The sequence below is a fragment of the Marivivens sp. JLT3646 genome, assembly GCF_001908835.1.
Classification (GTDB): Bacteria; Pseudomonadota; Alphaproteobacteria; order Rhodobacterales; family Rhodobacteraceae; genus Marivivens; species Marivivens geojensis.
Genome location: NZ_CP018572.1, coordinates 1,892,522 through 1,918,232, shown reverse-complemented (window position 1 = coordinate 1,918,232; position 25,711 = coordinate 1,892,522). Strand labels below are relative to the sequence as shown.

Below are 25,711 nucleotides of genomic sequence, written 5' to 3'. Positions count from 1 at the left end.
GGATCGGATGTGACAACGGGCCGCCGTTCCGGGCGGCCCGCCATATTGCAATTCTGCCCGATCAGGCGTTGAACCACCAGCGTTCGCCGCAGCGGTTGCCGTCAAGGTCCCAGTCGCCCGAGATCTCTTCGGGCGTGCCCACCTTGGATGCCTTGGCATCGAGGAAGTCGGCCCAGACCGGTGCGATCAGCCCGCCCTCATCCGACAGGATGCGCTGGCATTCGTTATAGAGCTCGCGGCGCTTGGCGTCGTCCTTTTCCGAACGGGCGGCGATGAGTGCGGTGTTGAATGCCTCGTTGTCCCAGTTGGTCGCGTTGTAGCCGCCCAACGCCTCCTTGGAGTAGGCAAGGCTCAGCATCAGATCCTCGTTGGCACGGCCGGACCAGCGCGAGGCGAAGAACGGCTTCTTGCCCCAGATGTTCGACCAGTAGCCATCCTCGGGCTCGCGCGCGACATTGATGGTGACGCCTGCCTGCGCGGCATGCTCTGCAAAGAGCTGCGCGGCCTCCACAGCGCCGGTAAAGGGCGTGTTCGAGGCGTGCAGCGTCGTCGTCAGACCCTCGGCGCCCGCTTCCTTCAGCAGCGATTTGGCCTGCTCGGGGTCATAGCTGTGCTGGGGCAGATCGGGGTTGTGATAGCGATAGGCGTTGGAAATCGGCTGGTCATTGGCGATCGAGCCATAGCCATTGAGAATCTTGTCGACCATGTCCTGACGGTCGATCGCCAGTTTCATCGCCTTGCGCACGCGCACGTCCTGGAACAGCGGATCGGTGGTCATCATGCTGAAGCAGTAATGCACCTTGCCCTGCGTCTGGACCAGATCGACGCCTGGCATGACGGCCATCAGATTGGCCGTTGTCGGATCGACCGAGTTCATCACGTCGATTTGTCCCGTCTGCAGCGCGGTGGTGCGCGCATTGACGTCTCGGATCGCCAGCATCTCGATTTCGTCGAAATGGGCGCGATCGGATTTCCAGTAGTTGGGATTCTTGCGGACGATGGATTTGATGCCCGGCTCGTAGGTTTCGAGGATATAGCCGCCGGTGCCGATCCCGGCATCGAAATTCATGTCATCCTTGGGCACGATGACCATCGTGGTCAGCGCCATGACAGGGGGGAAGCCTGCGTTCGGCTCGTTCAGGGTGATCGTCACCTCGTCGGGGGCAGTGGCCTGAACGTCCTTGATCACGGCGACAAGGCTCTTGGTCTGGCTGATCGTGTCCGGTCCGCGATGCAGGTTGATCGAAAAGACCACGTCATCGGCATCCATCGTCTTGCCGTTGTGGAATTCGACCCCCTGGCGAAGCTTGAACACCCAAACGGTCAGATCGTCATTGGATTCCCAGCTGGTGGCAAGCTCGGGCACCAGAACGCCGCCCGCCCCGATCTCGATCAGGTTGTTACGGATCTGCCATTGCAGGTTCTGCATGAACTTGGTCTCGTTCACCTGCGGATCCAGCGTCTCGCCCGAGTCGAAACTGCCGATCCCGAGGCGGAGAGTTCCGCCCGGCTGCGGCGTCGCCGCGCGCAGAGGCTGGCCCGAGAGGCCCAGAACGGCGGCCCCGCCCATGGCGCCCGCACCGATCAGGAGACTGCGTCGGTTCATTGAAATCGTCATTGAAAGATATCCCTGTTATGGGCCGACACCGATCATCGCCAGATGATTGAACACCCGTTGAGTGGGCGGCCGTTTGCGTGTTATTATGTCTATTGTTATTAGAATAGGTCTACCGCTGATCTTCTGACAAATGAGAATTGCGCAGACACTCTTTAGGCTTTCTAAGTGTATCTGGTGCGACCGCATGTTATAGGCAGGCTATGCAATCCACTCTTCCTCCTCTCCGTGCGCTTCAGGCCTTCGAAAGCTTCGGGCGGCTCGGTTCTGTCACGGCGGCGGCCAAGGAACTGGGCGTGACGCCCGGCGCGATCAGCCAGCAGATCAAGATCCTCGAGACACAGCTCAAGATCCCTTTGATCATGAAGGACGGCCGGCGCGCATCGCTGGCGCCTGCGGCGCGATCATATCATGACTTGCTATCCGCGGGTTTCGCCAAGCTCCAGCAGGCGCAGGGGCTGTTGGCAGAGCGGATGGCCGACCGGGACGTGAGTATCTCGGGGCTACCGACGTTGCTGCTGAAATGGCTGAATCCGCGCCTTCACCGCTTCGAGGCAGCGCACGGCTCGGCCTCCTTTCGACTTGAGGCGACCTATGTGGAGCCGGAGCCGCAGTTTCTGAACCACATGTTCCGCCTTACCTATGGTGCAGCGTCCGAGGTGCATCCGCACCGGCGCGCATTGTTTCATGACGTTTGCTTTCCGGTCTGCGCGCCGGAGTTTCTGGCACGCCACCCCGAGGCATCAGATCCCCGGGCACTGGCATCGCTGCCTTGGGTCGATATCGACTGGGGGCCAGGCTATGCGAGCGTGCCTCGCCTCGGCGACTGGCTCGCCGCGCAGGATCAGCCGCGCCCCAAACAGAAACCCGTCTCGATCCATTCGCTTTCCGGCTCGGCGCTGGAGGCGGTCGCAAGCGGACAGGGCGTGGCGCTGGCACAGCATTCCTTCGCCTCGATGGATCTGAAACTGGGACGGCTGGTGCGCTTGTCCGAGCAGTCCATTCCCATGCCCGAACCCTATCACATCTGCTGGTCGCCAATGCTGCTGGAGAACGATGTCTCGCGCAGGTTCCTGAACTGGATACTGTCCGAGGCGCGCTCGGACCAAAGCATGCCCCGATCTCCTGGGTCTCAGGAAAACTAAACAATCATCCTGCAGAACGGCATTTAATTCCGGCGTGTCTTCAATATAGATCGAAAAGATCCAGCCACACTCAACCCAGTCAGGAGTCCCGGCATGTTTTTGAAGAACGCATGGTATGTCGCCGCATGGAGCGACGAGATCAAGGACGAGTTGCAGCAGGTCAAGGTGCTCGGCGAGAAGATCTGCATGTTCCGCAACAGCGAGGGCGAAGTCATTGCGATGGAGGATGCCTGCCCGCATCGCAAGCTGCCGCTCAGCAAGGGCCGGATCAAGGACGACAATGTCGAATGCGGCTACCACGGTCTGACCTTCGATTGCGCGGGGCAGTGCGTCTGGGCGCCGGGCGGCGGGCGTATCCCCTCGGCCGCCAAGGTGCGGCCCTATCCGGTGCATGAGAAATACGGGCTGGTCTGGATCTGGATGGGCAATGCGGCGATCGCGGACCCCGAGGACATCATCGACATCCCGAATTTCGACAACCCCGAATGGGGCATCAATCGCGGCGCGGCGATGGAGCTGAATTGCAATTACCTGCTGATGTGCGACAACCTGCTCGATCCGACGCATGTGGCCTGGGTCCACGAGTCTTCCTTTGCGGCCGCGGCGACCAAGGACACGCCGCTGCGCGTGACCAAGACCGACACGGGCGTCATCGTCCACCGCTGGATGATGGATCACGAGCCCGCGCCCTTCTACAAGAAGGTTGTCGAGTTCGAGGGCAATTGCGACCGTCTGCAGCATTACGAAGTGCGCTATCCCAGCCACGCGCTGATCCGCGCCGTGTTCACCCCCGCCGGAACCGGCGGCGTCGATGGCACCCTGCACGAGAAGACGTTTGTGATGGACAGCTACAACTTCATGACGCCGACCACCGAGACCGAGACGCGCTATTACTGGTTCCAGCTGCGCAATATCCGTCCTGACGACGAAGAGCTGTCGAAAATGATGAGCGAGGACGTGCGCGGTGCCTTCGAAGAGGATCGCGCCGTCCTGAACGAGGTGCAGATCGGCATGACCGAAAAAACGTCACCGCATATCGACCTGCATATCGACGCGGGCCAGCTGCGATTCCGGCGGCAACTGGAAGCGATGATCGCCGAAGAGGCGATGGTCGACGCCAAGATGAGCCAGTAAGATGGCGGGCGGCTTCCGAACCTTTCGCGTCGCGGACAAGCGGCGCGAGAGCGATATCATCACGTCTTTTCATCTGGTGCCGGTGGATGGAAAGGCCCTCTGGCCGGTCAAACCGGGACAGTATCTGACGCTGAAAATGCCGGGTGAGGGCGCGCCGGTGCTCAAGACCTATTCAGTGTCGAATGCCGTATCGGAGACGGGTCATCACCGCATCACGGTCAAGCGTGAGGCAGGACAGAATGGCGCGCCCGACGGGGTCGGATCGTGCTGGCTTCATGACCGGATCGACATCGCCGACGAGATCGAGATCGCAGCCCCGCGCGGCAGTTTCGTTCTGGACGAGGACAGCCGCCGCCCCGTCCTGCTGCTGTCGGGCGGTGTCGGGCTGACGCCTTTGGTGTCGATGCTGCACAGCCTCAAGGGCAGCGGGCGGGACGTCTATTTCATCCACGCCTGCGAGAATGGCGCGGTCCACGCGCTGCGCGATGAGGTCGAGGCGCTTGCAGGTGGCAATATCCGCACCCTCTTTGTTTATCGCACGCCCACGGAAGAGGACCGCAGCGCCGCGCGCAACCACGCCGAGGGCATGATCGACAAGGCGTTTCTGCAAGATCACGTCCCCATCGGCGACTACGAGGCCTATATGTGTGGCCCCGCTCCGTTCATGGCGGCGATGTATCAGCTGTTGCAAGAGCTGGGCCTGCCAAAGGACCGGATTGCCTATGAGTTCTTTGGCAAGGCCATGTCTCTGGACCAGACAAGTGCCGCGCCTCCCAATAAGCCGTCGCAGGCCGCGTCGAAGGCGGCGGCCTCCGTCCGGTCTCTGACCTTCCTGACCAATCCCGATGCCTGGGCCAGCGACGAAACCGCGGTCGAGCTGGCCCCAAAGGCTGCGCCCGTTGCGGCCGTGGGTGATGTGACGTTCCGTAAATCCGGCAAGGCAGCGGCATGGGATGGCAGGGCGGCCTCCTTGCTGGAGCTTGCCGAGAATGCCGGCCTCAATCCTGAATTCAGCTGTCGCGCCGGGATCTGCAACTCGTGCAAATGCGCGCTTGTGTCGGGCGAGGTCGAATATTTCGAGGATCCGCTGAACCCGCCCGCGCCGGGCGAGGTGCTGATCTGCTGCGCCCGCCCCAAGGGGGCCGTAGTGCTGGATATCTAGGGCGCGCCGCGCGCGGTCTGCTCCAGCAGAGCATCCAGTGCCGTGCCGGAGAGTTCCGGGCAGATAACGCAAAGATGATCGCCGGGCGCGACAATCGCGCCCGCACGCTGAATGGCGACAATGCCTGCGACGGGCGCGGTCAGGTCAATGGCCGAAACGTCCAGACGATGCAGATCGCGTAGGCGGGCGATAGGCTGACCAGCGCTGACCGCCTCGCCCAACGCAACCAGCGGCTCGGCAAGCGCGTGGTGATCCGATGTAACAGCCGCCGAAGCGGCGCCGAGATCCAGAAACCGCGTCTGCGGCGCGGGTCCCGCCCCCAGACGCGTCGCTGCCGCCTCGTGCAGGATGCCCGCGTCAACCAGCACGCGCAAGACGCCCTGCCAGCCTGCCTCTAGCGCGCGCCGTGACACCTTGCCCTCACCGCCCAGCTCGCAGGACAGCATGGCGCAGCCCGCCGCATGCGCGGCACCGTCGAAATCTCCGGGCGTATCGCCCGGCGGCACGACCATCGCGAAGGGCAGACCCATCGCCGTCGCCATGGCGCGGGTTTGCGCATCGCGCGCCGCGTCGCCCGAAAGGCAAAGATAGGCGGCGTCCAGATAGGCGGTGCCGGTCCCGCCTGAATGCAGGTCGATGGCGAGATCGGCCACAGTCATGAGCTGGGTCGCGACAAACCCGGCAATCTCGCGCGTGGGGCCGGCATGCGCCTCGCCGGGAAAGGAGCGGTTCAGGTTGCCGCCGTCCAGCGGCGAGGTGCGGCTGACTGCCTCGATTGCGGGCATGTTGAGCGCAGGCGCCAGGATGAGGCGCCCCGCCAGATCACCCGGCTCGAGCCGCTCGTAGAGGCGGCGTGCGATGATCTGCCCCTCGTATTCGTCGCCGTGGTTGCCGCCGCAGATCAGGGCCGTGGGGCCATCCCCACCACGTATGACGCCAAGCGGCGCGCGGATGGTGGAAAAGGCATGTCGGTTGCCCGAATGCGTCAGGCCGAATTGTCCCGCACGCTTGCCCGGAGCATCAAGATTGAGCGCGGACGAGACGGTGCCGAATGCAAGGCCCATCATGGCTGCCCTTGCCCGCTTGCGCCGCGCGCGGCCAGCAGTTGGGTCAGCCAATCGGGATCCATTTCAGGCACCGATGACAAAAGCAGCTCGGTATAGGCGGCGTGTGGCGGCGTGAAGATCTCGTCCTTCGTGCCCTGCTCGACAATGACGCCGTTTTGCATCACCACGACATTATCCGCGATGGAGCGCACCGTCGCCAGATCATGCGTGATGAACATGTAGGTCAGGTTCATCTCGCGCTGCAGCCGGTCCAGCAGGCGCAGGATGCCCTCGGCCACCAGCTGATCAAGGGCCGATGTCACCTCGTCGCAGATGATGAATTCCGGCTCGGCCGCCAGAGCGCGGGCGATGCAGACGCGCTGTTTCTGCCCCCCGGACAACTCGGATGGAAGGCGGTCGATGAATTCGTCCGGGTCCAGCTCGATCATGGTCAGAAGCTCGCGGATGCGCGCCTCTTTGGCGGCGCCCTTGAGTCCGAGGAAGAATTCCAGCGGTCGGCCGATCACCTCGCGGATCCGCTGCTTGGGGTTCAGCGCGGTATCGGCCATCTGGTGGATCATCTGCACATGACGCTGCAGGTCGGGCGTGCGGTTCTTGCTGGAAGCGGGCAGGGGCGTGCCGTCGAATTTGATCGCGCCCTGCCACGGCGGCAAAAGGCCCATGACGACCCGCGCGAGGGTGGATTTGCCCGATCCGCTTTCGCCGACGATCGCAACGGTCGAGCCGCGCGTGATCGTCAGGTCGATATCCTTCAGCACCGTGACGGCGCCATAGCCCGCCGTGACCTGCCCGATCTCCAGCAGCGGCGCGATACCCGCTTCCTGCGGAGGCATCGGATCGCGGCGGAAATCGCGGACCGCCCAGAGGGATTTGGTGTATTCCTCTTGCGGATTGGCCAGCATGTCGCGCGCGGGCGCATCCTCGACCTCCTCGCCCCGCAAGAGCACCTTGATCCGGTCGGCCATCTGCGCGACGACCGCCAGGTCATGCGTGATGTAGATCGCGGCGGTGTTGTATTCGCGCACGATGTCGCGGATCGCGGCCAGCACCTCGATCTGGGTGGTCACGTCCAGCGCCGTCGTCGGCTCGTCGAAGACGATCAGATCGGGCCGGCAGGACATCGCCATCGCCGTCATCGCGCGTTGCAGCTGCCCGCCCGATACCTGGTGCGGATAACGAAAGCCGATCTGGTCCGGGTCCGGCAGACGGATCTTGCGATAGAGCTCTTTCGCGTCGCGCTCTGCCTCGGCGCGGCTCATGACCCCGTGCTTGACCGGGCCTTCGGAATACTGGTCGATCAGCTTGTAGGCCGGGTTGAAGGCGGCGGCTGCGGATTGCGCGACATAGGCGATGCGTTTGCCGCGCAGCTTCCGCAGCGTGCCTTGTGGCGCTCCCACAAGTTCCTGCCCGTCAAATGTGATCGAGCCGCCGCTGATCCGGCAGCCGCCCTTGGTATAGCCCATTGCGGCAAGGCCCAGCGTGGATTTGCCCGCGCCGCTCTCGCCGATGATGCCCAGGATCTCGCCCCGTCGCAGCGCCAGATCGACACCCTTGATGATGGGCTTCCACGCCCGTTCCGAGCGCCCCTCGATGCGGATATCGGTCATCTCCAGCAGCAGATCGCTCATGCGTTACTCCTTGAGGCCCGAAGACATGTGCAGCACCCAGTCCACGATCAGGTTGACGCCGATGGTCAGCAGCGCGATGGCCCCGGCGGGCAGCAGCGGCGCAAGGCCGAAGGTGGCGGTCTGCCAGGTCGAGAAATCGGCAAAGCCGATCAGCTTGGCGCTTTCGCGGACCATGCCGCCCCAGTCGGCGGTGGGCGGCTGGATGCCGAGGCCGAGGAATGACAGCGCCGAGATGAAGAGGAAGACAAAGCAGAAGCGCAGGCCGAATTCCGCGATCAGGGGCGCTGCGGCATTGGGCAGCACCTCCTTGCGGATCAGCCACCACAGGCCCTCGCCGCGCATCCGCGCCACCTCGATATAATCCATTGTCAGGATGCCTTGGGCGACGGCGCGCGACAGGCGGTAGACACGGGTGCTGTCCAGGATGGCGATGACGAAGATCAGGGCCAGGACCGATGTACCGGTGATGGTCAGGATGAGCAGCGCGAAGATCAGCGCCGGGATCGCCATCAGCACATCGACCACGCGCGCGCTGATCGCGTCGAACCATCCGCCGAGGGTAGCGGCCAGAAGGCCCATGGTCGCGCCCAGAAGGAAGGCCAGCGCCGTCGTGGCCAGCGCGATGCCAACCGTATTGCGCGCGCCGTAGATCAGACGCGAGAGCACGTCGCGCCCCAGCGCATCGGTGCCAAGGTAATGTGGCGCGGCCCAGGGCTGATATTGCGCACCCACCGAGGCCGCCTCGGGATAGGGGGCCAGCAGCGGCGCGGCAATGGCCAGGATGGCGTAGAGACCGATGATCGCGATGCCGCTCCAGGCCGAAACCGGCGCGCCGCGTAAGGTGTATAGTATTTCGTTCACGGCGCTACCTCGGGTGCAGAAGGCGGGGATTGGCGATGATCGACAGGATATCCGCCGCGAGGTTCAAAAGGATGTAGGTGGCCGCGAATATCAGGCAGGCGGCCTGCACCACGGTCACATCGCGGTTCGACACCGCATCGACCAGGATCTGACCCAGGCCGGGATAGACGAAGACCACCTCGACCAGCACCACCCCGACGATCAGATAGGCAAGGTTCAGCGCGATCACGTTGATGATCGGCGCGAGCGCATTGGGCAGGGCATGAACCGCGATCACGCGCCAGCGCTTCATCCCCTTCAGATGCGCCATCTCGATATAAGGCAGCGCCAAAAGGTTCAGAATCGCCGCCCGTGTCATGCGCATCATGTAGGCCAGCACGATCAACGTCAGCGTCATCGCGGGCAGAAACGTCAGGTAAAGCCGCTCACCGAGGCCCGTGCCGGGATCGACATTGGCGAGGCTGGGAAACCAGCCGAGTGCGACCGAAAAGATCAGGATCAGGATATAGGCGATGAAAAATTCGGGGAACGAGATCGCGGCCAAAGTCGAGCTGCTGAGCATCCGGTCGAAGACGGATCCGTTATAGAGCGCGGCCAGCATGCCCGACACCACGGCGATCGGAACCGCGATCGCGGCGGCATAGCCTGCAAGGAAAAACGTGTTGGCCGCGCGCTGGCCGATCAGTTCGGAGATGGGGCGCTGATTGGCGAGGCTGATGCCGAAATCGCCCGTGATGGCGCCGCCAAGCCATGACAGGTAGCGCGCGGGCAAGGACCGGTTCAGATCGTATTTCTCGCGAAAGGCGTTCAGGCTTTCTTCGGTCGCGGCCTGGCCAAGAACCTCGGTCGCGATGTCGCCGGGCAGCATTTCGATGGCGCCGAAGATGATGATCGTCACGACGAAAAGCGTCATGCATCCGACCAGCAGTCTTTTCAGAATGATCGACAGGATAGTCCGCATCTAAACCGCTTCTTGTCCAAGGGATTCCGTTTATGTCTAGACTATATATAGGGTGATAGAGGTCGCCTAGTCCGGCAAGCGCAGGCTTGCAGCGCCGTCGTTTAGAATATCTACAAGGTCGCGCCGCAGGCTTGGTGTGGGATAAGATATAGACTATAAGTGCAATAGCGCGAACTTATGCGAAGGCTTGCCCGATGAATGCCACTTACAAGGATGTGAAATCGGACATCCTGTCCAAGATCACCAGCGGTCATTGGCAACCCGGCAGCCTTATTCCGAACGAGATTGAGCTGGCGGAAACCTATGGCTGCGCCCGCGCGACCGTGAACCGCGCTATGCGCGAGCTGACGGATGACGGCCTGATCGAGCGGCGGCGCAAGGCAGGCACGCGTGTGCGGGCAAGCCCGATCCGACAGGCGCGTTTCGACATCCCGCTGGTGCGCCGCGAGATCGAGGACAAGGGCGCCGAATATCGCTATAGCCTTGCCTCGCGCACGATCGAGACCGCACCCGACTGGCTGCGCACGCGGCTTCAGCTGGGGCAGGGGGCCGATGCGCTGCACCTCGTCTGCATGCATTACGCCGATGGCGATCCGTTCCAGCACGAGGATCGCTGGATCAACCTCGAGGCGTTGCCGCAGGCGCGCGGCGCCGATTTCTCGCAGATCGGGCCGAATGAATGGCTGGTCTCGACAATCCCCTTCTCGACCGCCGAGATCAGCTTCTCCGCGACACTGGCCGATGCCGCGCTGGCCGGACATCTTGGCTGCCAGACGGGCGATCCGCTCTTCACGGTCGAGCGGGCGACATGGTTCGAAGGCAGTGCAAACACCTTCGTCAAGCTGGCCTATCGCCCCGGTCATCGCATGACGACGCGTTACTGAGCGCGCCCCTTGATATCGAAAGACCCGCTATGAGCCCCCAATCACTCGCCACCCTGATGACGCCCTGCCTGATCGTCGACGAGGCGAGGATGATGCGCAACATCGAGCGTCTCGCGGCCCATGCGGCCAGCCTCGGGGTGCCGCTGCGCCCGCACCTCAAGACGGGCAAATCGGTGGAGGTGGCCCGCCGGATGCTGCCGGGCGGCACCGGGCCTGCGATGGTCTCGACCCTGACCGAGGCCGAGGTCTTTGCCGCTGCCGGGATCCGCGACATCACCTATGGTGTCGGTATCGCCTTGAACAAGCTGGACCGCGATCTGGATCTGCACCGCGCCGGGTGCCGCCTGACGGTCCTCGTCGACTCCGCTCCGCAGGCGCGGGCCGTTGCAGACGCCTCGGCGCGGGCGGGCATTGCCATTCCGGCGCTGATCGAGATCGACAGCGACGGTCATCGCAGCGGGTTGGTGCCGGATGATCCGGAAATCATCGAGATCGGGCGCATCCTGCAGGATGGGGGCGCCGAATTGGCGGGTGTCCTCTGTCACGCGGGCCAGAGCTATGGCGCGGTGGGCCGCGCCGCGCAGGCTAAGTTCGCCGAGGTCGAGCGCACCGCATTGGTGGCTGCGGCAGAGGCGCTGCGCGGCGCAGGTCTGCCATGCCCGGTGGTCAGCGCAGGGTCGACCCCCACGGCCCATGCCGCGACGGATCTGACCGGCGTGACCGAGCTTCGCGCGGGCGTTTACGTTTTCTTTGACCTGGTGATGGCGGGCATCGGCGCCTGCGCGGTGGACGATATCGCGCTGTCGGTGCTGACCACGGTGATCGGGCATCAACCCGCGCGCGGCTCGATCATGGTCGATGCGGGCTGGATGGCGCTGCCGCGCGATCGTGGCACGGCGGCGCAGGAGTTGGATCAAGGCTATGGCCTGGTCGGTGACGAGGCGGGGCGCCCGATCCCCGATCTGATCGTCACCCAGACCAGTCAGGAGCATGGAACGATTGCCGCGCGCCCCAGCTCGGACGCGGCCATGCCGGACCTGCCCATCGGCACGCGCCTGCGCATCTTGCCGAACCATGCCTGCGCAACGGCATCGCAGCATGGCGAGTATCACGTCATCCCGAAGGATGGCGGACCACTGATGGAATGGCCGCGTTTCGGCGGCTGGTAGTGGGGGCGCCGCCGGGCCTTTATGGACCGGCGGCGAAAGCGCATCAGAGGATGCCGGGCAGGTTCAGCCCCTGCTCGCGGGCGCAGTCCAGCGCCTCCTCATAACCCGCATCGGCATGGCGCATGACGCCGGTCGCCGGATCGTTCCAGAGGACACGCGCGATGCGGCGGTCGGCATCCTCCGAGCCATCACAGCAGATGACCATGCCGGAATGCTGGCTGAAGCCCATGCCCACGCCGCCGCCGTGATGCAGCGACACCCATGTCGCGCCCGACGCAGTGTTCAGCAGAGCATTGAGCAGTGGCCAGTCGGATACGGCGTCACTGCCGTCCTTCATAGCCTCCGTCTCGCGGTTGGGCGAGGCAACCGAGCCTGAATCGAGGTGGTCACGCCCGATCACGATGGGCGCTTTCAACTCGCCATTGCGGACCATCTCGTTGAAGGCGAGGCCCAGCTTGTGACGCACGCCGAGGCCGACCCAGCAGATGCGTGCGGGCAAGCCTTGGAAGCTGATCCGCTCGCGCGCCATGTCGAGCCAGTTGTGCAGGTGTGTGTCCTCGGACAGGATCTCTTTCACCTTGGCGTCGGTCTTGTAGATGTCCTCGGGATCGCCCGAGAGGGCCGCCCAGCGGAACGGCCCGATACCGCGGCAGAAAAGCGGGCGAATATAGGCGGGGACGAATCCCGGGAAGGCAAAGGCATTCTCCAGACCTTCCTCCAGCGCGACCTGCCGGATGTTGTTGCCATAGTCCAGCGTCGGCACACCTGCGTTCCAGAAATCGACCATCGCGGCGACATGCACCTTCATGCTGGCGCGGGCGGCTTTCTCGACGGCCTTGGGATCGCTCTCGCGCTTGTCGCGCCACTGGGCCATCGTCCAGCCCTGCGGCAGGTAGCCATTGACCGGATCATGCGCGCTGGTCTGGTCGGTGACGATATCGGGATGCACGCCGCGCTTGACCAGCTCGGGAAAGACATCGGCGGCATTGCCCAGCAGCGCAACCGATTTCGCCTCGCCCGCCTTGGTCCAGCGCTCGATCATTTCCAGCGCCTCGTCCAGCGTCTCGGCCTTCTCATCCACATAGCGGGTGCGCAGACGGAAATCGATGCTGTCGGGATTGCACTCGACCGCGAGGCAGCAGGCGCCGGCCATCACGGCGGCCAATGGCTGTGCGCCGCCCATGCCGCCGAGGCCGCCGGTCAGGATCCACTTGCCGGTCAGATCGCCATTGTAATGCTGGCGGCCCGCCTCGACGAATGTCTCGTAAGTGCCCTGAACGATGCCTTGGCTGCCGATATAGATCCACGATCCGGCGGTCATCTGGCCGTACATCGCCAGACCCTTCTTATCCAGCTCGTTGAAATGGTCCCAGGTCGCCCAATGTGGCACGAGGTTGCTGTTGGCGATCAACACGCGGGGCGCGTCCTTGTGCGTCTGAAAAACGCCCACGGGCTTGCCCGATTGCACCAGCAGCGTCTGATCCTCTTCGAGATCCTTGAGGCTGGCCACGATGGTGTCGAAATCGTCCCACGTGCGCGCGGCGCGCCCGATGCCGCCATAAACGACCAGCTCGTGCGGGTTCTCGGCCACGTCGGGATGCAGGTTGTTCATCAGCATCCGCATGGGCGCTTCGGTCATCCAGCTCTTGGCTGTGATCTCGCTGCCGGTCGCGGGATAGATGTCGCGGGTATTCTTGCGGGGATTGCTCATGAGGTGCCTCCGGGCGTGAGTTTTGCGATAAGGGCCGGATCGGCCAGTTGGGTCAGAATGTCCTTTAGGGGGCGGCGCAGACGCTCGGCCTTCGCGCTGTCATAGGTCCAGGGCGGACTTTCGGCGCTCAGATAGGTCGCTTGCGACAGTTCCATCTGGATGGCGTGCATGCCGTGCGTGGGTTTACCATAGTGACGCGTCGTCCAGCCGCCCTTGAAACGACCGTTGAGAACGCTGCTATACCCTTCGGCAGCATTGCAAACGTCCTGGACAATGGCCTCGATCGCCGGATCGCAAGTGGCGCCCATATTGGTGCCGATGTTGAAATCGGGCAGCACGCCATCGAAAAGAAACGGGATTTCCGAGCGGATCGAGTGGCAGTCATAGAGGATCGCGATGCCGTGGATCGCCTTCACCCGTTCCATCTCGGCGGCGAGGGCCGCGTGGTAGGGGGCGTGGAAGGTCTTACGGCGCTCCTCGATCTCGGCGTCATCCGGCGCGCAGTGCCAGATGTCATGCCCGTCAAAATCCGTCAGCGGCACGAGGCCGGTCGTGTTCTGACCGGGATAGAGCGACGCGCCCGACGGGTCGCGATTGGCGTCGATCACATAGCGGTGGAAGGTCGCCCGCACCGTCGTGGCGCCGGGCAGCAGCTCGTCATAGAGCCGCTCGATATGCCAATCGGTATCGTCGAGGCCGCGGCCCCGCTCGTTCAGATCCGCCATGATGGCGTCCGGCACATGGGTGCCGGTATGCGGAAGGCCCAGCACCACGGGGCTGTCGCCGCGCGCGACCTCGACCGGGATCATGCGCCCAGCTCCGGCATCGGCGTGCCTGCCGCCTCGATGATGGCGCCCGTGGCGATCATATGCGCCGCGCGCTCCAGATCGGGGGCCATGTAGCGGTCATCGCCCAGCGTCTCGACCTCTTGCCGCACACGCACGACAACGCGGGCCAGCGCGGCGCTGGTGGTCAATGGTGCGCGGAAATCGACGCCCTGCGCCGCGCAAAGAAGTTCGACCCCGAGGATGCGGGTGAGGTTGTCCAGCATCGGCATCAGGCGCCGCGCGCCATGGGCGGCCATGCTCACGTGATCCTCCTGATTGGCGGATGTCGGCGTGCTGTCGGTAACGCAAGGATTGGCCAGATGCTTGTTCTCGCTCATCAATGCGGCGGTTGTGACTTCGGCGATCATGTAGCCCGAATTCAGCCCCGGACGCGGCGTCAGGAAGGCAGGCAAATCGTGGCTGAGCACCGGATCGACAATCAGCGCGACGCGGCGCTGGGCGATGGCGCCGATCTCGGCCACGGCCAGCGCGATCATGTCGGCGGCAAAGCCGACCGGCTCGGCATGAAAGTTACCGCCTGAGACGATCAGATCCGCATCGGTCAGCACAAGCGGATTGTCCGTTGCTGCATTCGCCTCGATTTCCAGCGTTCGCGCGGCCTGGCGCAGCACATCCATCGCGGCGCCCGTCACCTGCGGCTGACAGCGGATGCAATAGGGATCCTGCACGCGCGCGTCGCCGTCCCTGTGGCTCTCACGGATCTCGGAGCCGTCCAAGAGCGCGCGCATCGCCTCGCCTGCCTCGATCTGGCCGCGATGGCCGCGCAGGCTGTGGATCTCGGGCTGCAGGGGTGCGGTCGAGCCCATGATGGCGTCCGTCGAGAGCGCGGATGTGACCAGCGCGGAATGCGCCGCGCGCCATGCGCCGAACAGGCCCGCCAGTGCGAAGGCGGTCGAGAATTGCGTGCCGTTGATCAGCGCGAGGCCCTCTTTGGGGCCCAGCTCGATCGGGCTGAGGCCCGCGGTCTCCAACGCCTTGTCGCCCGCCATCACCGTGCCGCCGAATTCGGCCTCGCCATGACCCATCATGACGGCCGCCATATGCGCAAGCGGCGCCAGATCGCCCGACGCCCCGACCGAGCCCTGCGCCGGGATCACGGGCGTCACGCCCTTGTCCAGCATCGCTTCGATGAGATGTGTCAGCTCGAGCCGCACACCCGACGCGCCGCGCCCGAGGCTGAGCAGCTTGAGCGCCATCAGCAGCCGCGCCATCCGGCGCGGGATGGCCGGGCCGACGCCGCAGCAATGAGATAGGATCAGGTTGCGCTGCAGCGTGGCCGTATCCTCGGACGCGATCTTGACCGAGGCCAGCTTGCCAAAGCCGGTATTGACGCCATAGACGGCATCGGTTCCGGCAACGGCGCGGGCGATGCGCGCATGGGCGCGCTCGATATCCGGGTGGCACGCGGGATCGAGGCGCACGGCGGCCTCGCTCCAATAGATCTGCGCCAGATGGTCCAGCGTCACGGCGCCGGGCGTCAGGGTAAGCGTGGTCACGAAATGCCTCCGAAAATGCGGGAATGAAGCGGGTTGAACCCGATGCGATAGCTCAGCTCGGCCGGTGTCTTGACGTCCCAGACGGCCAGATCGGCACGCTTGCCCTTGGCGATGGTTCCGCAATCATCCAGCCCCAGCGCGGCAGCCGCGTTGCGCGTCGCGCCGGCCAGCGCCTCTTCGGGGGTCATGCGGAACAGCGTGCAGGCCATGTTCATGGTCAAGAGCAGCGAGGTCAGCGGCGACGATCCGGGGTTGTTGTCGGTCGCCAGCGCCATGGGAACGCCCGCCTTGCGCAGGGCGGCGATGGGCGGGGCCTGGGTCTCGCGGATGGTGTAGAAGGCGCCGGGCAGGATCACGGCAACGGTGCCGGACTTGGCCAGCGCGGCGACGCCCGCCTCGTCCAGATATTCGATGTGATCGGCAGAGATGGCGCCATGCCCTGCCGCCATGATCGCGCCGCCGAGGTTCGACAGCTGCTCGGCATGGATCTTGACCGGCAGGCCCAACTTGCGCGCCGCGTCAAAGACGCGGTTGACCTGTTCGGGCGAAAAGGCGATGCCCTCGCAGAACGCATCGACCGCGTCGACCAGCCCTTCGCCGTGCGCCTTGCGCAGGGTGGGGATGCAGACCTCGTCGATATAGGCGTCGGGGCGGCCGTCATATTCGGCGGGCACCGCATGCGCGCCGAGGAACGTGGTGCAGACCCGTACCGGGCGCTCGTGCCCGATCCGGCGCGCGGCGCGCAGTATCCGCAGCTCGGTTTCGGTGTCGAGGCCGTAGCCCGACTTGATTTCCAGCGTGCAGATGCCCTCGGAAAGCAGCGCATCGACGCGGGGAAGGGCATCGGCCACCATCCGGTCCACATCCGACGCGCGGGTGGCCGTCACGGTCGAGACGATGCCGCCGCCGGCGCGCGCGACCTCCTCATAGCTGGCGCCGTTGAGGCGCATCTCGAACTCGCCCGCCCGGTCGCCGCCATGCACCACATGGGTATGGCAGTCGATCAGTCCCGGCGTGACAAGGCGCCCCCCCAGGCTGTGCGCACGTAGGCTATCATACTGGGAAGGCAGATCGCCGCGCGGCCCGACCCAGGCGATTCGCGCGTCCTCGACGACAATCGCCGCATCCTGGATCTGGCCATAAGCCTCGTCCCCCGGAATCATGGTCGCGGCTGTTAAATCAACGTAAAGGGTGCTGCTATCTGTCATAAACTGTCCGAAATGGCTGAAGTTTCGCTTTTCCAACGGCTTTGGGCGCTGTATATGTCTATACATAAGCTTTCGAAAGGCAGTCAAATGATTTTCGCAAAACAGGCGCTTTTGGCGGATGGATGGGCCAGCGATGTCCGGTTGAGCATGGAGGCCGGCACGATCACCGAGGTGACCGCAGGCGCCAGCGCCGGGCCTGATGATTTGCGCGTCGACACAGTTTTGCCCGCGCTTGCCAACCTTCACAGCCACAGCTTTCAGCGCGCGATGGCGGGCATGACCGAGTATCGCGCAGCCGGCAAAGACAGCTTCTGGACATGGCGCGATCTGATGTACCGCTTTACCGCGCATCTGACGCCCGAGCATATCGAGGCGATTGCCGCCTTCGTTTTCCTGGAAATGCAGGAGGCGGGATATGCCAGCGTCGGCGAGTTTCATTACCTGCACCACCAGCCGGACGGCGGGCCTTATGACAATCTGGCAGAGCTTTCGGCGCGTATCGCTGCCGCCGCGCAAGTGTCGGGCATCGGCCTGACGCATCTGCCGGTGCTTTATACCTATGGCGGCGCGGGACAGACGCCGTTGCAGCCGGGACAGGCACGATTCGGCAACAGCGTGGATCGTTTCGGCGATCTGGTCGCGCATGCGCGCCGAGCGGTGGCAGATCTGCCCGAGGATTGCCGCGTCGGCATCGCGCCCCATTCTCTGCGCGCCACCTCGCCGGATGATCTGGCGGCCGCGCTGGCCGCGCATGAGGGCGGCCCCGTCCATATCCACATCGCCGAGCAGCCCAAGGAGGTCACCGATATCGAGGCGTGGTTGGGCGCGCGCCCTGTGGACTGGCTGTTGGCGAATGCCGATGTCACGCCGGAATGGTGCCTGATCCACGCCACCCACATGACCGATGCCGAAACGCGGGCGATGGCCCATTCAGGCGCGGTTGCGGGCCTCTGCCCGATCACCGAGGCCAATCTGGGCGATGGCCCGTTCAACGGGCCCGCCTATCTGCAGGCGCACGGGGCCTTCGGCATCGGGTCGGACTCCAACGTGCGGATCTCACTGACCGAGGAGTTGCGCACCCTGGAATATTCGCAGCGCCTGCGCGACATGGCGCGCAATGTCATGGTCGTCGAGGAAGGGTCGGTCGGTCACATGCTCTATACCGGCGCGGCGCGCGGCGGGGCGCAGGCCCTGGGCCGCAAGGCGGGCACGATCGCGGTGGGCCAGCTGGCCGATCTGGTTGCGATCGACAGCCATGATACCGCGTTGATGGCGCTGCCGCGCCACCAGTTGCTCGATGGTCTGGTCTTTGCCGCGACGGACGCCGCCGTGACCGATGTCTGGTCCGCCGGGCGCCACATGGTTCAGGGCGGCAGGCATGTCGCGCGCGAGGGTATCGTCGCGCGCTATCGGGCCGCAATGGACAGTGTGATGGCAGCACTCTGATCGAGATACCGCAAGGATATCTCCAGCAGAGCGTCGCTCTCGGCCAGTTGCAAATCAGCAGGCCCGGTCAAGAACGCGGTATCCGCGACAGCCAGCGCGTCGCCCGCGATCCGCGGGCGGCCCTGAACGACGTGGATTGCCGTGAGCCCGCCAGACGGGGGGTCCACGTCCTGCACGGCCGCGCCGCGCAACAGGCGCACGGCGCCGTCGCAATGGGCCGGGTCGAACATCAGGTTCAGATCGGTCAGCGGCCCGTCCAGCAGGCGCGCCGTGACGGGCAGGCCCCCATCGAACGCCACCGGCTTTAGCGGATCGGCGCGCAAGGTGCCATCCGTGTGCAAAAGGTCCATGCCAGCGCCGGAGATAACGGTAAGGACCCGCCGCAGCCCCGCGAAATTCGAGAAAGGCCCATCCCCGGCCACATCAGCCCGGCTCAGTCGCCATGTCGGGCCAAGCGCCGTCTTGCCTTCTGCGATATTGCGGGTGATGCCGCCGCCGTTCTTCCACGGCACCTCCACCAGATCGACGCCCTTCAGCAGCTGCATGATTTCTTCCTTTCATCCCAGATGACGCCAAATGCTTGACGGGGCCAGTCACGCTTTCTGCAACGTGGTGACGCCTTATATGTCTATACATAAATTCAAGTGACATCTGCAATGAGAACATGCGCCGCCGTAGCCGTTGAGGCCGGAAAACCCATGGAAATCATGGAAGTGAACCTGGGCGGCCCCAAGGCGGGCGAGGTTCTGGTCGAGATCAAGGCGACGGGCCTGTGCCACACCGACGACTTCACCCTGTCGGGCGCCGATCCCGAGGGCGCGTTCCCTGCGATCCTCGGCCATGAGGGCGCGGGCGTCGTCGTCGAGGTGGGCGAGGGTGTCACCTCGCTGGAAGTGGGCGATCACGTGATCCCGCTCTACACGCCCGAATGCCACGAGTGCGAGTATTGCCTGAACCCCAAGACGAACCTTTGCCAGTCGATCCGCGCGACGCAGGGTAAGGGCGTTATGCCCGACGGGACCAGCCGCTTCTCCATGCTCGATGGCACGCCGATCCTGCATTACATGGGCTGCTCGACCTTCTCGAACCACACCGTCCTGCCCGAGATCGCGCTGGCCAAGATCCGCAAGGATGCGCCGTTCGACAAGGTCTGCTATATCGGCTGCGGTGTCACGACGGGCATCGGCGCGGTCATCAACACCGCCAAGGTCGAGATGGGCAGCCGCGCCATCGTTTTCGGTCTCGGCGGGATCGGCCTCAACGTCATCCAGGGCCTGCGCATGGCGGGGGCCAGCCAGATCGTCGGCGTCGATATCGACCCGCAAAAGGTCGAGATGGCCAAGCGCTTCGGCATGACCGATTTCGTCAACCCGAATGAGGTGAAGGGCGATCTGCTCGGCCACCTGGTCGAGCTGACCGGCGGCGGCGACTATACGTTCGATGCCACCGGCAATGTCGGCGTCATGCGCACCGCCCTCGAGGCATCGCACAAGGGATGGGGCGAGAGCGTCATCATCGGCGTCGCCCCCGCCGGCGCCGAAATCGCCACGCGCCCCTTCCAACTGGTCACGGGCCGCACATGGAAAGGCACCGCCTTTGGCGGCGCGCGCGGGCGCACCGACGTGCCCAAGATCGTCGACGGCACTGTCAGACTAAACGGTCTTGAGGTGGTTCTGGAGCGTGGTTAGCGTTTTGGGATGATCAAGCGCTCTCCATTTCGATACTTCAAAACGAGCCCAGAGGTGATCCGCTTAGCGGTCATGCTATATGTGCGGTTCCCTCTGTCTCTTCGTAATGTGGAAGATCTCCTGCATGAGCGGGGGATCGATGTTAGCCATGAAACGATCCGTTATTGGTGGAATAAATTCGGTCCGCTGTTTGCTTCTGAAATCAGGAAGCGAAGAGCGGACAGATTAAAAGCCAGTTCGAATTGGCAATGGCACCTGGACGAGGTCTTCGTGAAAGTGAATGGCGTGCGGCACTACATGTGGCGTGCTGTCGATCATGAAGGTGAGGTGCTGGAAAGCTATGTCACAAAGCGCCGAGACCGTAAGGCGGCACTGAAATTTCTTAGGAAATCTCTGCGTAGATACGGAAGCCCGCAGGCAATAGTCACCGATAATCTACGGTCTTATGGCGCTGCTATGAGAGACATAGGAAATGCTGAGAAGCAGAAAACGGGTAGGTGGCTCAACAACCGCATTGAAAATTCTCACCTTCCGTTTCGACGACGAGAGCGTGCCATGCTGAGGTTTCGGCAAATGCGATGTTTGCAGAAATTCGCCGCTGTTCACTCTTCCGTCCACAATCACTTCAATCAGGAACGACACCACTACAGCCGAGGCAACTTTAAGACCTTACGCGCCGCGGCTCTCGCTGAGTGGCGCCAACTTGGTGCGATCTGAAGACTTGGTTGAGCGACAAACGGAGACGAGTTCGAATTAGTCTGACAGCACCCCTGGATAGGTTTTATCTTTATGGCGGATGTCTCCCTTGTAGATCGGATTGGTCAGCATGTGGTGGATCTGTCCGCGAGACAGTGGCGCTCCTCCTGTCTGCCGCCCCGTCTTATTTTGCCTATGCTTTGATCGTATTCCCTGACGCTTGGCCTGCTCTTCTACCAGCCTGAGGTTGCCGTGGGTCAGGTAGAGATCAAAGAGCGTTCGGACGTCTTTGGCTTCAGCCTCATTGATGACCAAGCTCCGGATCAATTTGTCCGGATGAGGGTCGTACCCCAAGGGTGCAAGCCCACCCATCCAGAGGCCCTTCTTCTTGGAGGCGGCGATCTTGTCTCTAATGCGCTCTGCAGTGACCTCACGTTCGAATTGTGCAAAAGAGAGCAGTACATTCAAGGTCAAACGGCCCATCGATGTAGACGTATTGAAAGCCTGTGTTACAGAGACAAACGAACAGCCCCGCTGTTCGAGGCGCTCTACAAGGCGCGCGAAGTCAGCGAGAGAGCGTGTCAGGCGGTCGATCTTATAGATGACGACCATATCAATCAGACCGGCATCAATGTCACTTAGGAGCCGCTGTAACCCAGGGCGCTCCATCGTGCCTCCTGAGATACCACCATCATCATACCGCTGACTGAGGAGCTTCCATCCTTCGTGCTTTTGAGAGGCGATGTAAGAAGCGCAGGCATCGTATTGAGCATCAAGTGAGTTGAACTCCTGCTCGAGCCCTTCCTCGGAGGATTTGCGCGTGTAGATCGCGCAGCGGGTCTTTGGTTTACCTTCACTCATCTAGAGACCGAAGAACCGAGGGCCGGACCAGCGGGTACCGGTTATGGCGCGTGCTATAGCAGACAATGAGCGATGGGTTTGACCTTGCCAAACAAACCCTGCCTCCGTGACTTCAACGATATGACTGACCCCATTCCAATCTCGGATCAGCCGTCCGCCAGGTTTAAGGGCTCCTCGATCGCGATTGGTCGATCGGGCCCCCTCCCGTCCTGCATTCTTGATCCGCTTCAAGGCGCCTGGCTTGAGATCCCCAAATTCCCGCGCCTGAAGATCATAGACCAGGATGCTGCGCATAAATCCTTGGCTCATTTTCTTAGGTGGTGGTGTCCCAATCACCTCCACCCAGGCTGCAATCAGCCCCTCGCGCCCGAGCGTTTCCAAGTCCGTCCATCGCATACCTGTGTCGCTCCCTAAATCGCGTCACGACACACTCACGCTCGTTCCGCCAAGGAAGTCCAGATGAGAATTTAAACACAATATCTAGTGTTATTACACGAAATTAGGTGGAGATGTGCCTCAGACGCTTGACCACATCCTGCTGATTCTCGTAACTTAAAAATGCGTTCAGACCACCCGTTACTGCACCCTGGTTCAGGACAGAACGGACAACGAGAAGAACGTCGAGATATCGCTTTTGAGGTCATCTTAAGGGGCCTCTGATATCCGCCACATCTGTAATTGTTGTGGATGCCTGGTCGCGCAGGTTCCCTCATTTGCAGTTCGATAGCCGACCCGTGACTAGGCTGATTTTCACTTCACGGCGCAGCAATCTGCGCCGTGAGACCAGAAACTTTGCGCAACCTTCCTTGAAGGAGTGTCTAGCATGGATACACCGAATTCGCAGATTGAGTACGTTGCAGTTTCCCGGTTGAAACCTTGGGCGAAGAACGCACGTACTCATTCGAAGAAGCAAATTCGCCAAGTTGCCGATAGCATCGAGACCTTCGGCTTTACCAACCCAGTCCTGATCGATGCAGAACATCATATCCTCGCGGGACACGCTCGGGTCGAAGCTGCAAAGAGTATTGGCATAGAGCGGGTCCCTTGTGTCTGTTTGGATCATATGACGCCCGAACAGAAACGAGCCTACGTTTTGGCCGACAACAAATTGGCCTTAAATGCAGGCTGGGATGAAGTGATCTTAGCCGAGGAACTCGAAGCTCTCCTAGAGTTCGATCTCGACTTCGATGTTACGATCACGGGCTTTGAGATGCCTGAGATCGACAGTTTGCTGCTAGATCAGAACACGGAAATCAAGAAGGACAACCCTCTTGATAAATTGCCGAAAAAAGCGCCTCGGAGGTGTAACCTTGGTGATTTATGGCAGTTGGGTAAGCATCGCCTCATCTGTAGCAGTGCCTTGGAACACGCGACTTTCGAGAAGCTTATGGGTGGTGAACGCGCAGCTATGGTGTTCACAGATCCACCTTACAATGTTCCGATTGATGGACATGTTGGAAACTCTGGTCAGATCAAACACCGCGAGTTTGTTATGGCATCCGGTGAGATGTCGGTGAGGGAATTCACCGAGTTTCTGAAATCGGCCTTCAACAACATGGTGTCTTTCAGTGTCGAAGGATCGATCCATTACGTTTGCATGGATTGGCGGCACATGGCTGAGATGTTGGAGGCGGGGCAGGAGGCGTATACTGAGCTCAAGAACCTCATTGTCTGGGTCAAGGACAATGGTGGTATGGGCAGCTTCTACCGATCACGTCATGAATTGGTTTTTGTCTTCAAGACGGGGACGGCTCGTCACCAAAACAACTTTGGGCTCGGAGAACACGGTCGCTACCGCACCAATGTTTGGGAATACCGCGGTATCAATTCTTTGCACGCACAGCGTGGTGAAGAGCTTGCGATGCACCCAACGGTCAAGCCCGTCGAGATGATCGCTGACGCTATTCTTGATGTATCGAGCAGGGGAGAGATTGTTCTCGATCCCTTCGGGGGCTCCGGCTCCACGCTTATGGCCGCTGAACAAACGGGGCGATGCGCCTATCTCGTCGAGTTGGACCCTCTCTATTGCGACACAATCCTGGCGCGCTGGGAGGCTGCCACAAAACGACAAGCAGAGCAGGTCCTATGTGGCTGGTCTCGTGTTGAGGGGGGCTTAGATGACTAAGCTCACCAAAAAGCAATTGAGCAATCGTCTCAAGCATACTGCCGCAAACTATGACGTGGGCTATGCGAAACCACCCGCATCAGGGAAATTCCAAAAGGGCAAATCGGGCAATCCGAAGGGGCGTCCGAAGGGCGTTAAGAACAAACCTCGCCCTGCATATGATGAGCCATTTTATGACATCATATTCGAGGAAGCATATCGGGACGTGCCAATCAAAGAGGGTGATAAGATCTTAACGATCTCAACTGCAGCTGCGGTCATGCGTTCTATTGGTTTAAAAGCCATGAAAGGTGAACCGAGATCACAAAAGCTTTTTGCCGAAATCTTGCTCAGCACAGAGGCAAAAAAACTAAAGGATCACGTCGAATATTTCGAGGCGCTTCTGGATTACAAGCGTGGTGCAACTGCGGAACTTGAGCGGCGCAAAAAGCATGGACTAACGGATTTACCTCCCGTGCTGCCGCATCCGGATCATGTCATCCTGAACATGCGAACTGGAGAGGCAAGAATACATGGTCCGGTTTCGGAAGAAGAGCTCAAAATGTTGGAGCGGGCAAAGCGGACCAGAGCTTTTCAAATCGACGAGCTACAGTGTCTGAATGACGCTTTGAAGTTGGCAATGGAAGAAGGTAACCAGGCTGCTGTCATTGATCTAAAAGAAATGATCCAGAGAGATCAAAGGCTATTCGAAACAGTTGATAAATTCGTGAAGCTGTTTGAACCTGCATGAGCTAGTTGCTTTGGTTTCTAGCAGGTGCCGTAATAGCCTCCGGAATAGCGACAATATTCAAAGGCCACGCCCAATCGTATCATCTCTGCAGCAATGTCCAATCCATTTTCTAGGAAACATTGTCCTACGATGCGACTGTATCGATCCACATCTTTGATAAGACACGTCAGGGTCTGACCTTCGATGAGATCACTGAGCGCTTGAGTGGCAGCTCTCCCGCCAGCCTCATCTGTCTCGGGGGCATCTAATCCCCAAATGCGGATAGCGGGTCCTGAGCCTAGACAGGGTCAGAGTTTCGTTTCCGCCACTGCAATGGCGACATGCCAAAGGCCATTTTGAAACGGTTCGATAAGTGACCTTGGTTCGCGAAACCAGTCATTGCGGTTATTTCGCTCATGGGAAGCAACGTCGACGCGAGCAAATATTTAGCGGTTTCGAGGCGGATCATGCGGTATTCGTCCATAACGCTGCGTCCAATATGTTCGTGGAAAAGACGTTGGAGGTGTCGCACGGACAAGCCCGCGAGCTGCGCCAATTGTTCTTGGTCCAACGGGTCCGCAATATGGGTTTCCATATAGCCTATAGCGGCCTCAACTGTTTGCGGAAGTTGGCCGTATCGCGCTGGAATTGTCGCAATTTGGGGGGCATCAGCACTCCGGATTTCGGTTTGAATAAACCAGTTGGAAATCTTCTGAGCAAACGCAATTCCGTGGTCCCCTGCGATAATCGCGTGCATCATATCGAGAGGGGCAGAGCCACCAGCGCAAGTGTATCGGTTGCGGTCGATGACGAACAATCGCCGTTCGAGCAACCACGGCCCTGTAATGATCTCAAAATCATCGTAGTGATGCCAGTGCACAGTGAAGCGATGCCGATTGAGGAGGCCTGCACGCGCGAGCACCACGGAGCCGCCCGATATACCGCCAAGTGCAACTCCAGAGGCATCGAGGCGCCGCAGCCATGAAAACAGGGTTTGGTTTTGAAAATGTCGCGGGTCGCCGCCAGCAACGATGAAAACCAGATCAAAGTTTGGGTCTACGCTGTCGAAGGGTTGGGTTGAGAACCGTGACCCAAGCGACGATGTGGCGCTGTCACCTGCCAGCGAAAGAAGGGAAATGTCGTAGAGCGGTGTGGTCGAGAATTGGTTGGCCGCTCGCAAAGGTTCGAGTGCCGATGCCGTTGACATCAGCGCAAATCCGTCGAGCAAAACAAAAGCGATCCGTTTCATAGGCATGAGCGATTTGTCCTATTTATGTAAATAAATGTCAAATTTATA

Annotated in this window: 23 protein-coding genes and 1 pseudogene; 10 read left to right on the top strand and 14 right to left on the bottom strand. The window is 61.6% G+C overall.

The window, feature by feature from the left end; translation table 11 throughout:
* Positions 1-61: 61 nt before the first annotated feature.
* Entirely contained in the window at positions 62-1,618 is a 1,557-nt protein-coding gene (locus BSK21_RS09555) for an ABC transporter substrate-binding protein (RefSeq protein ID WP_067548348.1), read from the bottom strand.
* A gap of 200 nt (positions 1,619-1,818) precedes the next feature.
* On the opposite strand from BSK21_RS09555, the gene BSK21_RS09550 reads away from it, so the two are divergent.
* From BSK21_RS09550 to BSK21_RS09540, 3 genes are all read left to right on the top strand, one after another.
* Complete coding sequence (locus tag BSK21_RS09550; RefSeq protein WP_067548345.1) at positions 1,819-2,760, top strand: LysR substrate-binding domain-containing protein; 942 nt, start codon at positions 1,819-1,821, stop codon at positions 2,758-2,760.
* A gap of 93 nt (positions 2,761-2,853) precedes the next feature.
* Positions 2,854-3,894, top strand: a complete 1,041-nt coding sequence (locus BSK21_RS09545; protein ID WP_067548342.1) for an aromatic ring-hydroxylating dioxygenase subunit alpha — start codon at positions 2,854-2,856, stop codon at positions 3,892-3,894.
* Between the two features lies 1 nt (position 3,895).
* Entirely contained in the window at positions 3,896-5,056 is a 1,161-nt protein-coding gene (locus BSK21_RS09540) for a 2Fe-2S iron-sulfur cluster-binding protein (RefSeq protein ID WP_067548339.1), read from the top strand.
* On the opposite strand, the gene BSK21_RS09535 is transcribed toward BSK21_RS09540, so the two are convergent.
* Genes BSK21_RS09535 through BSK21_RS09520 form a run of 4 tightly spaced genes read right to left on the bottom strand, consistent with a single transcriptional unit; the run spans position 5,053 to position 9,573 of the window.
* Entirely contained in the window at positions 5,053-6,123 is a 1,071-nt protein-coding gene (locus BSK21_RS09535; RefSeq protein ID WP_067548336.1) for a succinylglutamate desuccinylase/aspartoacylase family protein, read from the bottom strand. The two genes, BSK21_RS09540 and BSK21_RS09535, sit on opposite strands and share 4 nt — an antisense overlap.
* On the bottom strand, positions 6,120-7,751 hold the full coding sequence (locus BSK21_RS09530; protein ID WP_067548334.1) for an ABC transporter ATP-binding protein: 1,632 nt from the start codon (positions 7,749-7,751) through the stop codon (positions 6,120-6,122). Before BSK21_RS09530 ends, BSK21_RS09535 begins: the two co-directional genes overlap by 4 nt.
* Before the next feature lie 3 nt (positions 7,752-7,754).
* Entirely contained in the window at positions 7,755-8,612 is an 858-nt protein-coding gene (locus BSK21_RS09525; protein WP_156529542.1) for an ABC transporter permease, read from the bottom strand.
* A 4-nt stretch (positions 8,613-8,616) separates the two neighbouring features.
* Complete coding sequence (locus BSK21_RS09520) at positions 8,617-9,573, bottom strand: ABC transporter permease (protein ID WP_067548331.1); 957 nt, start codon at positions 9,571-9,573, stop codon at positions 8,617-8,619.
* A gap of 194 nt (positions 9,574-9,767) precedes the next feature.
* Between BSK21_RS09520 and BSK21_RS09515 the strand changes: the two genes are divergently transcribed.
* Entirely contained in the window at positions 9,768-10,457 is a 690-nt protein-coding gene (locus BSK21_RS09515) for a UTRA domain-containing protein (RefSeq protein ID WP_067548328.1), read from the top strand.
* Between the two features lie 29 nt (positions 10,458-10,486).
* Positions 10,487-11,626 carry an alanine racemase gene (locus BSK21_RS09510; protein ID WP_067548325.1) on the top strand — a complete coding sequence of 380 codons (1,140 nt, stop codon included), beginning with the start codon at positions 10,487-10,489 and terminating at the stop codon, positions 11,624-11,626.
* 43 nt (positions 11,627-11,669) lie between these two features.
* Here BSK21_RS09510 and hutU read toward each other — a convergent pair whose 3' ends face one another.
* Genes hutU through hutI form a run of 4 tightly spaced genes read right to left on the bottom strand, consistent with a single transcriptional unit; the run spans position 11,670 to position 16,889 of the window.
* The gene (hutU, locus tag BSK21_RS09505) at positions 11,670-13,337 is read right to left on the bottom strand and encodes a urocanate hydratase (protein ID WP_067548322.1); all 1,668 of its coding nucleotides are present in this window, start codon (positions 13,335-13,337) and stop codon (positions 11,670-11,672) included.
* Positions 13,334-14,146: an N-formylglutamate deformylase gene (gene hutG, locus BSK21_RS09500; RefSeq protein ID WP_067548319.1), complete on the bottom strand. Its 813-nt coding sequence runs from the start codon at positions 14,144-14,146 to the stop codon at positions 13,334-13,336. Before hutG ends, hutU begins: the two co-directional genes overlap by 4 nt.
* Positions 14,143-15,681, bottom strand: a complete 1,539-nt coding sequence (hutH, locus tag BSK21_RS09495; RefSeq protein WP_067548316.1) for a histidine ammonia-lyase — start codon at positions 15,679-15,681, stop codon at positions 14,143-14,145. The genes hutG and hutH overlap by 4 nt, the downstream gene beginning before the upstream one ends.
* Positions 15,678-16,889, bottom strand: a complete 1,212-nt coding sequence (gene hutI / locus BSK21_RS09490) for an imidazolonepropionase (RefSeq protein ID WP_067548313.1) — start codon at positions 16,887-16,889, stop codon at positions 15,678-15,680. The genes hutH and hutI overlap by 4 nt, the downstream gene beginning before the upstream one ends.
* A gap of 87 nt (positions 16,890-16,976) precedes the next feature.
* Between hutI and BSK21_RS09485 the strand changes: the two genes are divergently transcribed.
* Positions 16,977-18,335, top strand: coding sequence for a formimidoylglutamate deiminase (locus BSK21_RS09485; protein ID WP_082959392.1), 1,359 nt, complete (start codon positions 16,977-16,979; stop codon positions 18,333-18,335).
* On the opposite strand, the gene BSK21_RS09480 is transcribed toward BSK21_RS09485, so the two are convergent.
* On the bottom strand, positions 18,296-18,880 hold the full coding sequence (locus tag BSK21_RS09480) for a HutD family protein (protein ID WP_067548310.1): 585 nt from the start codon (positions 18,878-18,880) through the stop codon (positions 18,296-18,298). The two genes, BSK21_RS09485 and BSK21_RS09480, sit on opposite strands and share 40 nt — an antisense overlap.
* Positions 18,881-18,991: 111 nt before the next feature.
* On the opposite strand from BSK21_RS09480, the pseudogene BSK21_RS09475 reads away from it, so the two are divergent.
* Positions 18,992-19,975 (top strand): annotated as a pseudogene (locus BSK21_RS09475) (alcohol dehydrogenase catalytic domain-containing protein); the annotation flags it as partial.
* 57 nt (positions 19,976-20,032) lie between these two features.
* Entirely contained in the window at positions 20,033-20,740 is a 708-nt protein-coding gene (locus tag BSK21_RS09470) for an IS6 family transposase (RefSeq protein WP_067548307.1), read from the top strand.
* Positions 20,741-20,776: 36 nt separating this feature from the next.
* On the opposite strand, the gene BSK21_RS09465 is transcribed toward BSK21_RS09470, so the two are convergent.
* Entirely contained in the window at positions 20,777-21,580 is an 804-nt protein-coding gene (locus tag BSK21_RS09465) for a recombinase family protein (protein ID WP_082959390.1), read from the bottom strand.
* A complete protein-coding gene (locus BSK21_RS09460) occupies positions 21,581-21,976 on the bottom strand; it encodes a DUF2924 domain-containing protein (RefSeq protein WP_067548304.1) in 396 nt (131 codons plus the stop codon).
* A gap of 427 nt (positions 21,977-22,403) precedes the next feature.
* Here BSK21_RS09460 and BSK21_RS09455 point away from each other — a divergent pair, with 427 nt between their 5' ends.
* Positions 22,404-23,705, top strand: coding sequence for a DNA methyltransferase (locus BSK21_RS09455; protein ID WP_074039011.1), 1,302 nt, complete (start codon positions 22,404-22,406; stop codon positions 23,703-23,705).
* Positions 23,698-24,435, top strand: coding sequence for a DUF5681 domain-containing protein (locus BSK21_RS09450; protein ID WP_074039010.1), 738 nt, complete (start codon positions 23,698-23,700; stop codon positions 24,433-24,435). Before BSK21_RS09455 ends, BSK21_RS09450 begins: the two co-directional genes overlap by 8 nt.
* 17 nt (positions 24,436-24,452) lie before the next feature.
* Here BSK21_RS09450 and BSK21_RS16265 read toward each other — a convergent pair whose 3' ends face one another.
* Positions 24,453-24,692 (bottom strand): thermonuclease family protein, encoded by a 240-nt coding sequence (locus BSK21_RS16265; RefSeq protein WP_367639686.1) that lies wholly within the window; start codon positions 24,690-24,692, stop codon positions 24,453-24,455.
* A gap of 20 nt (positions 24,693-24,712) precedes the next feature.
* A complete protein-coding gene (locus tag BSK21_RS09440; protein WP_067548497.1) occupies positions 24,713-25,663 on the bottom strand; it encodes a GlxA family transcriptional regulator in 951 nt (316 codons plus the stop codon).
* Positions 25,664-25,711 lie beyond the last annotated feature (48 nt).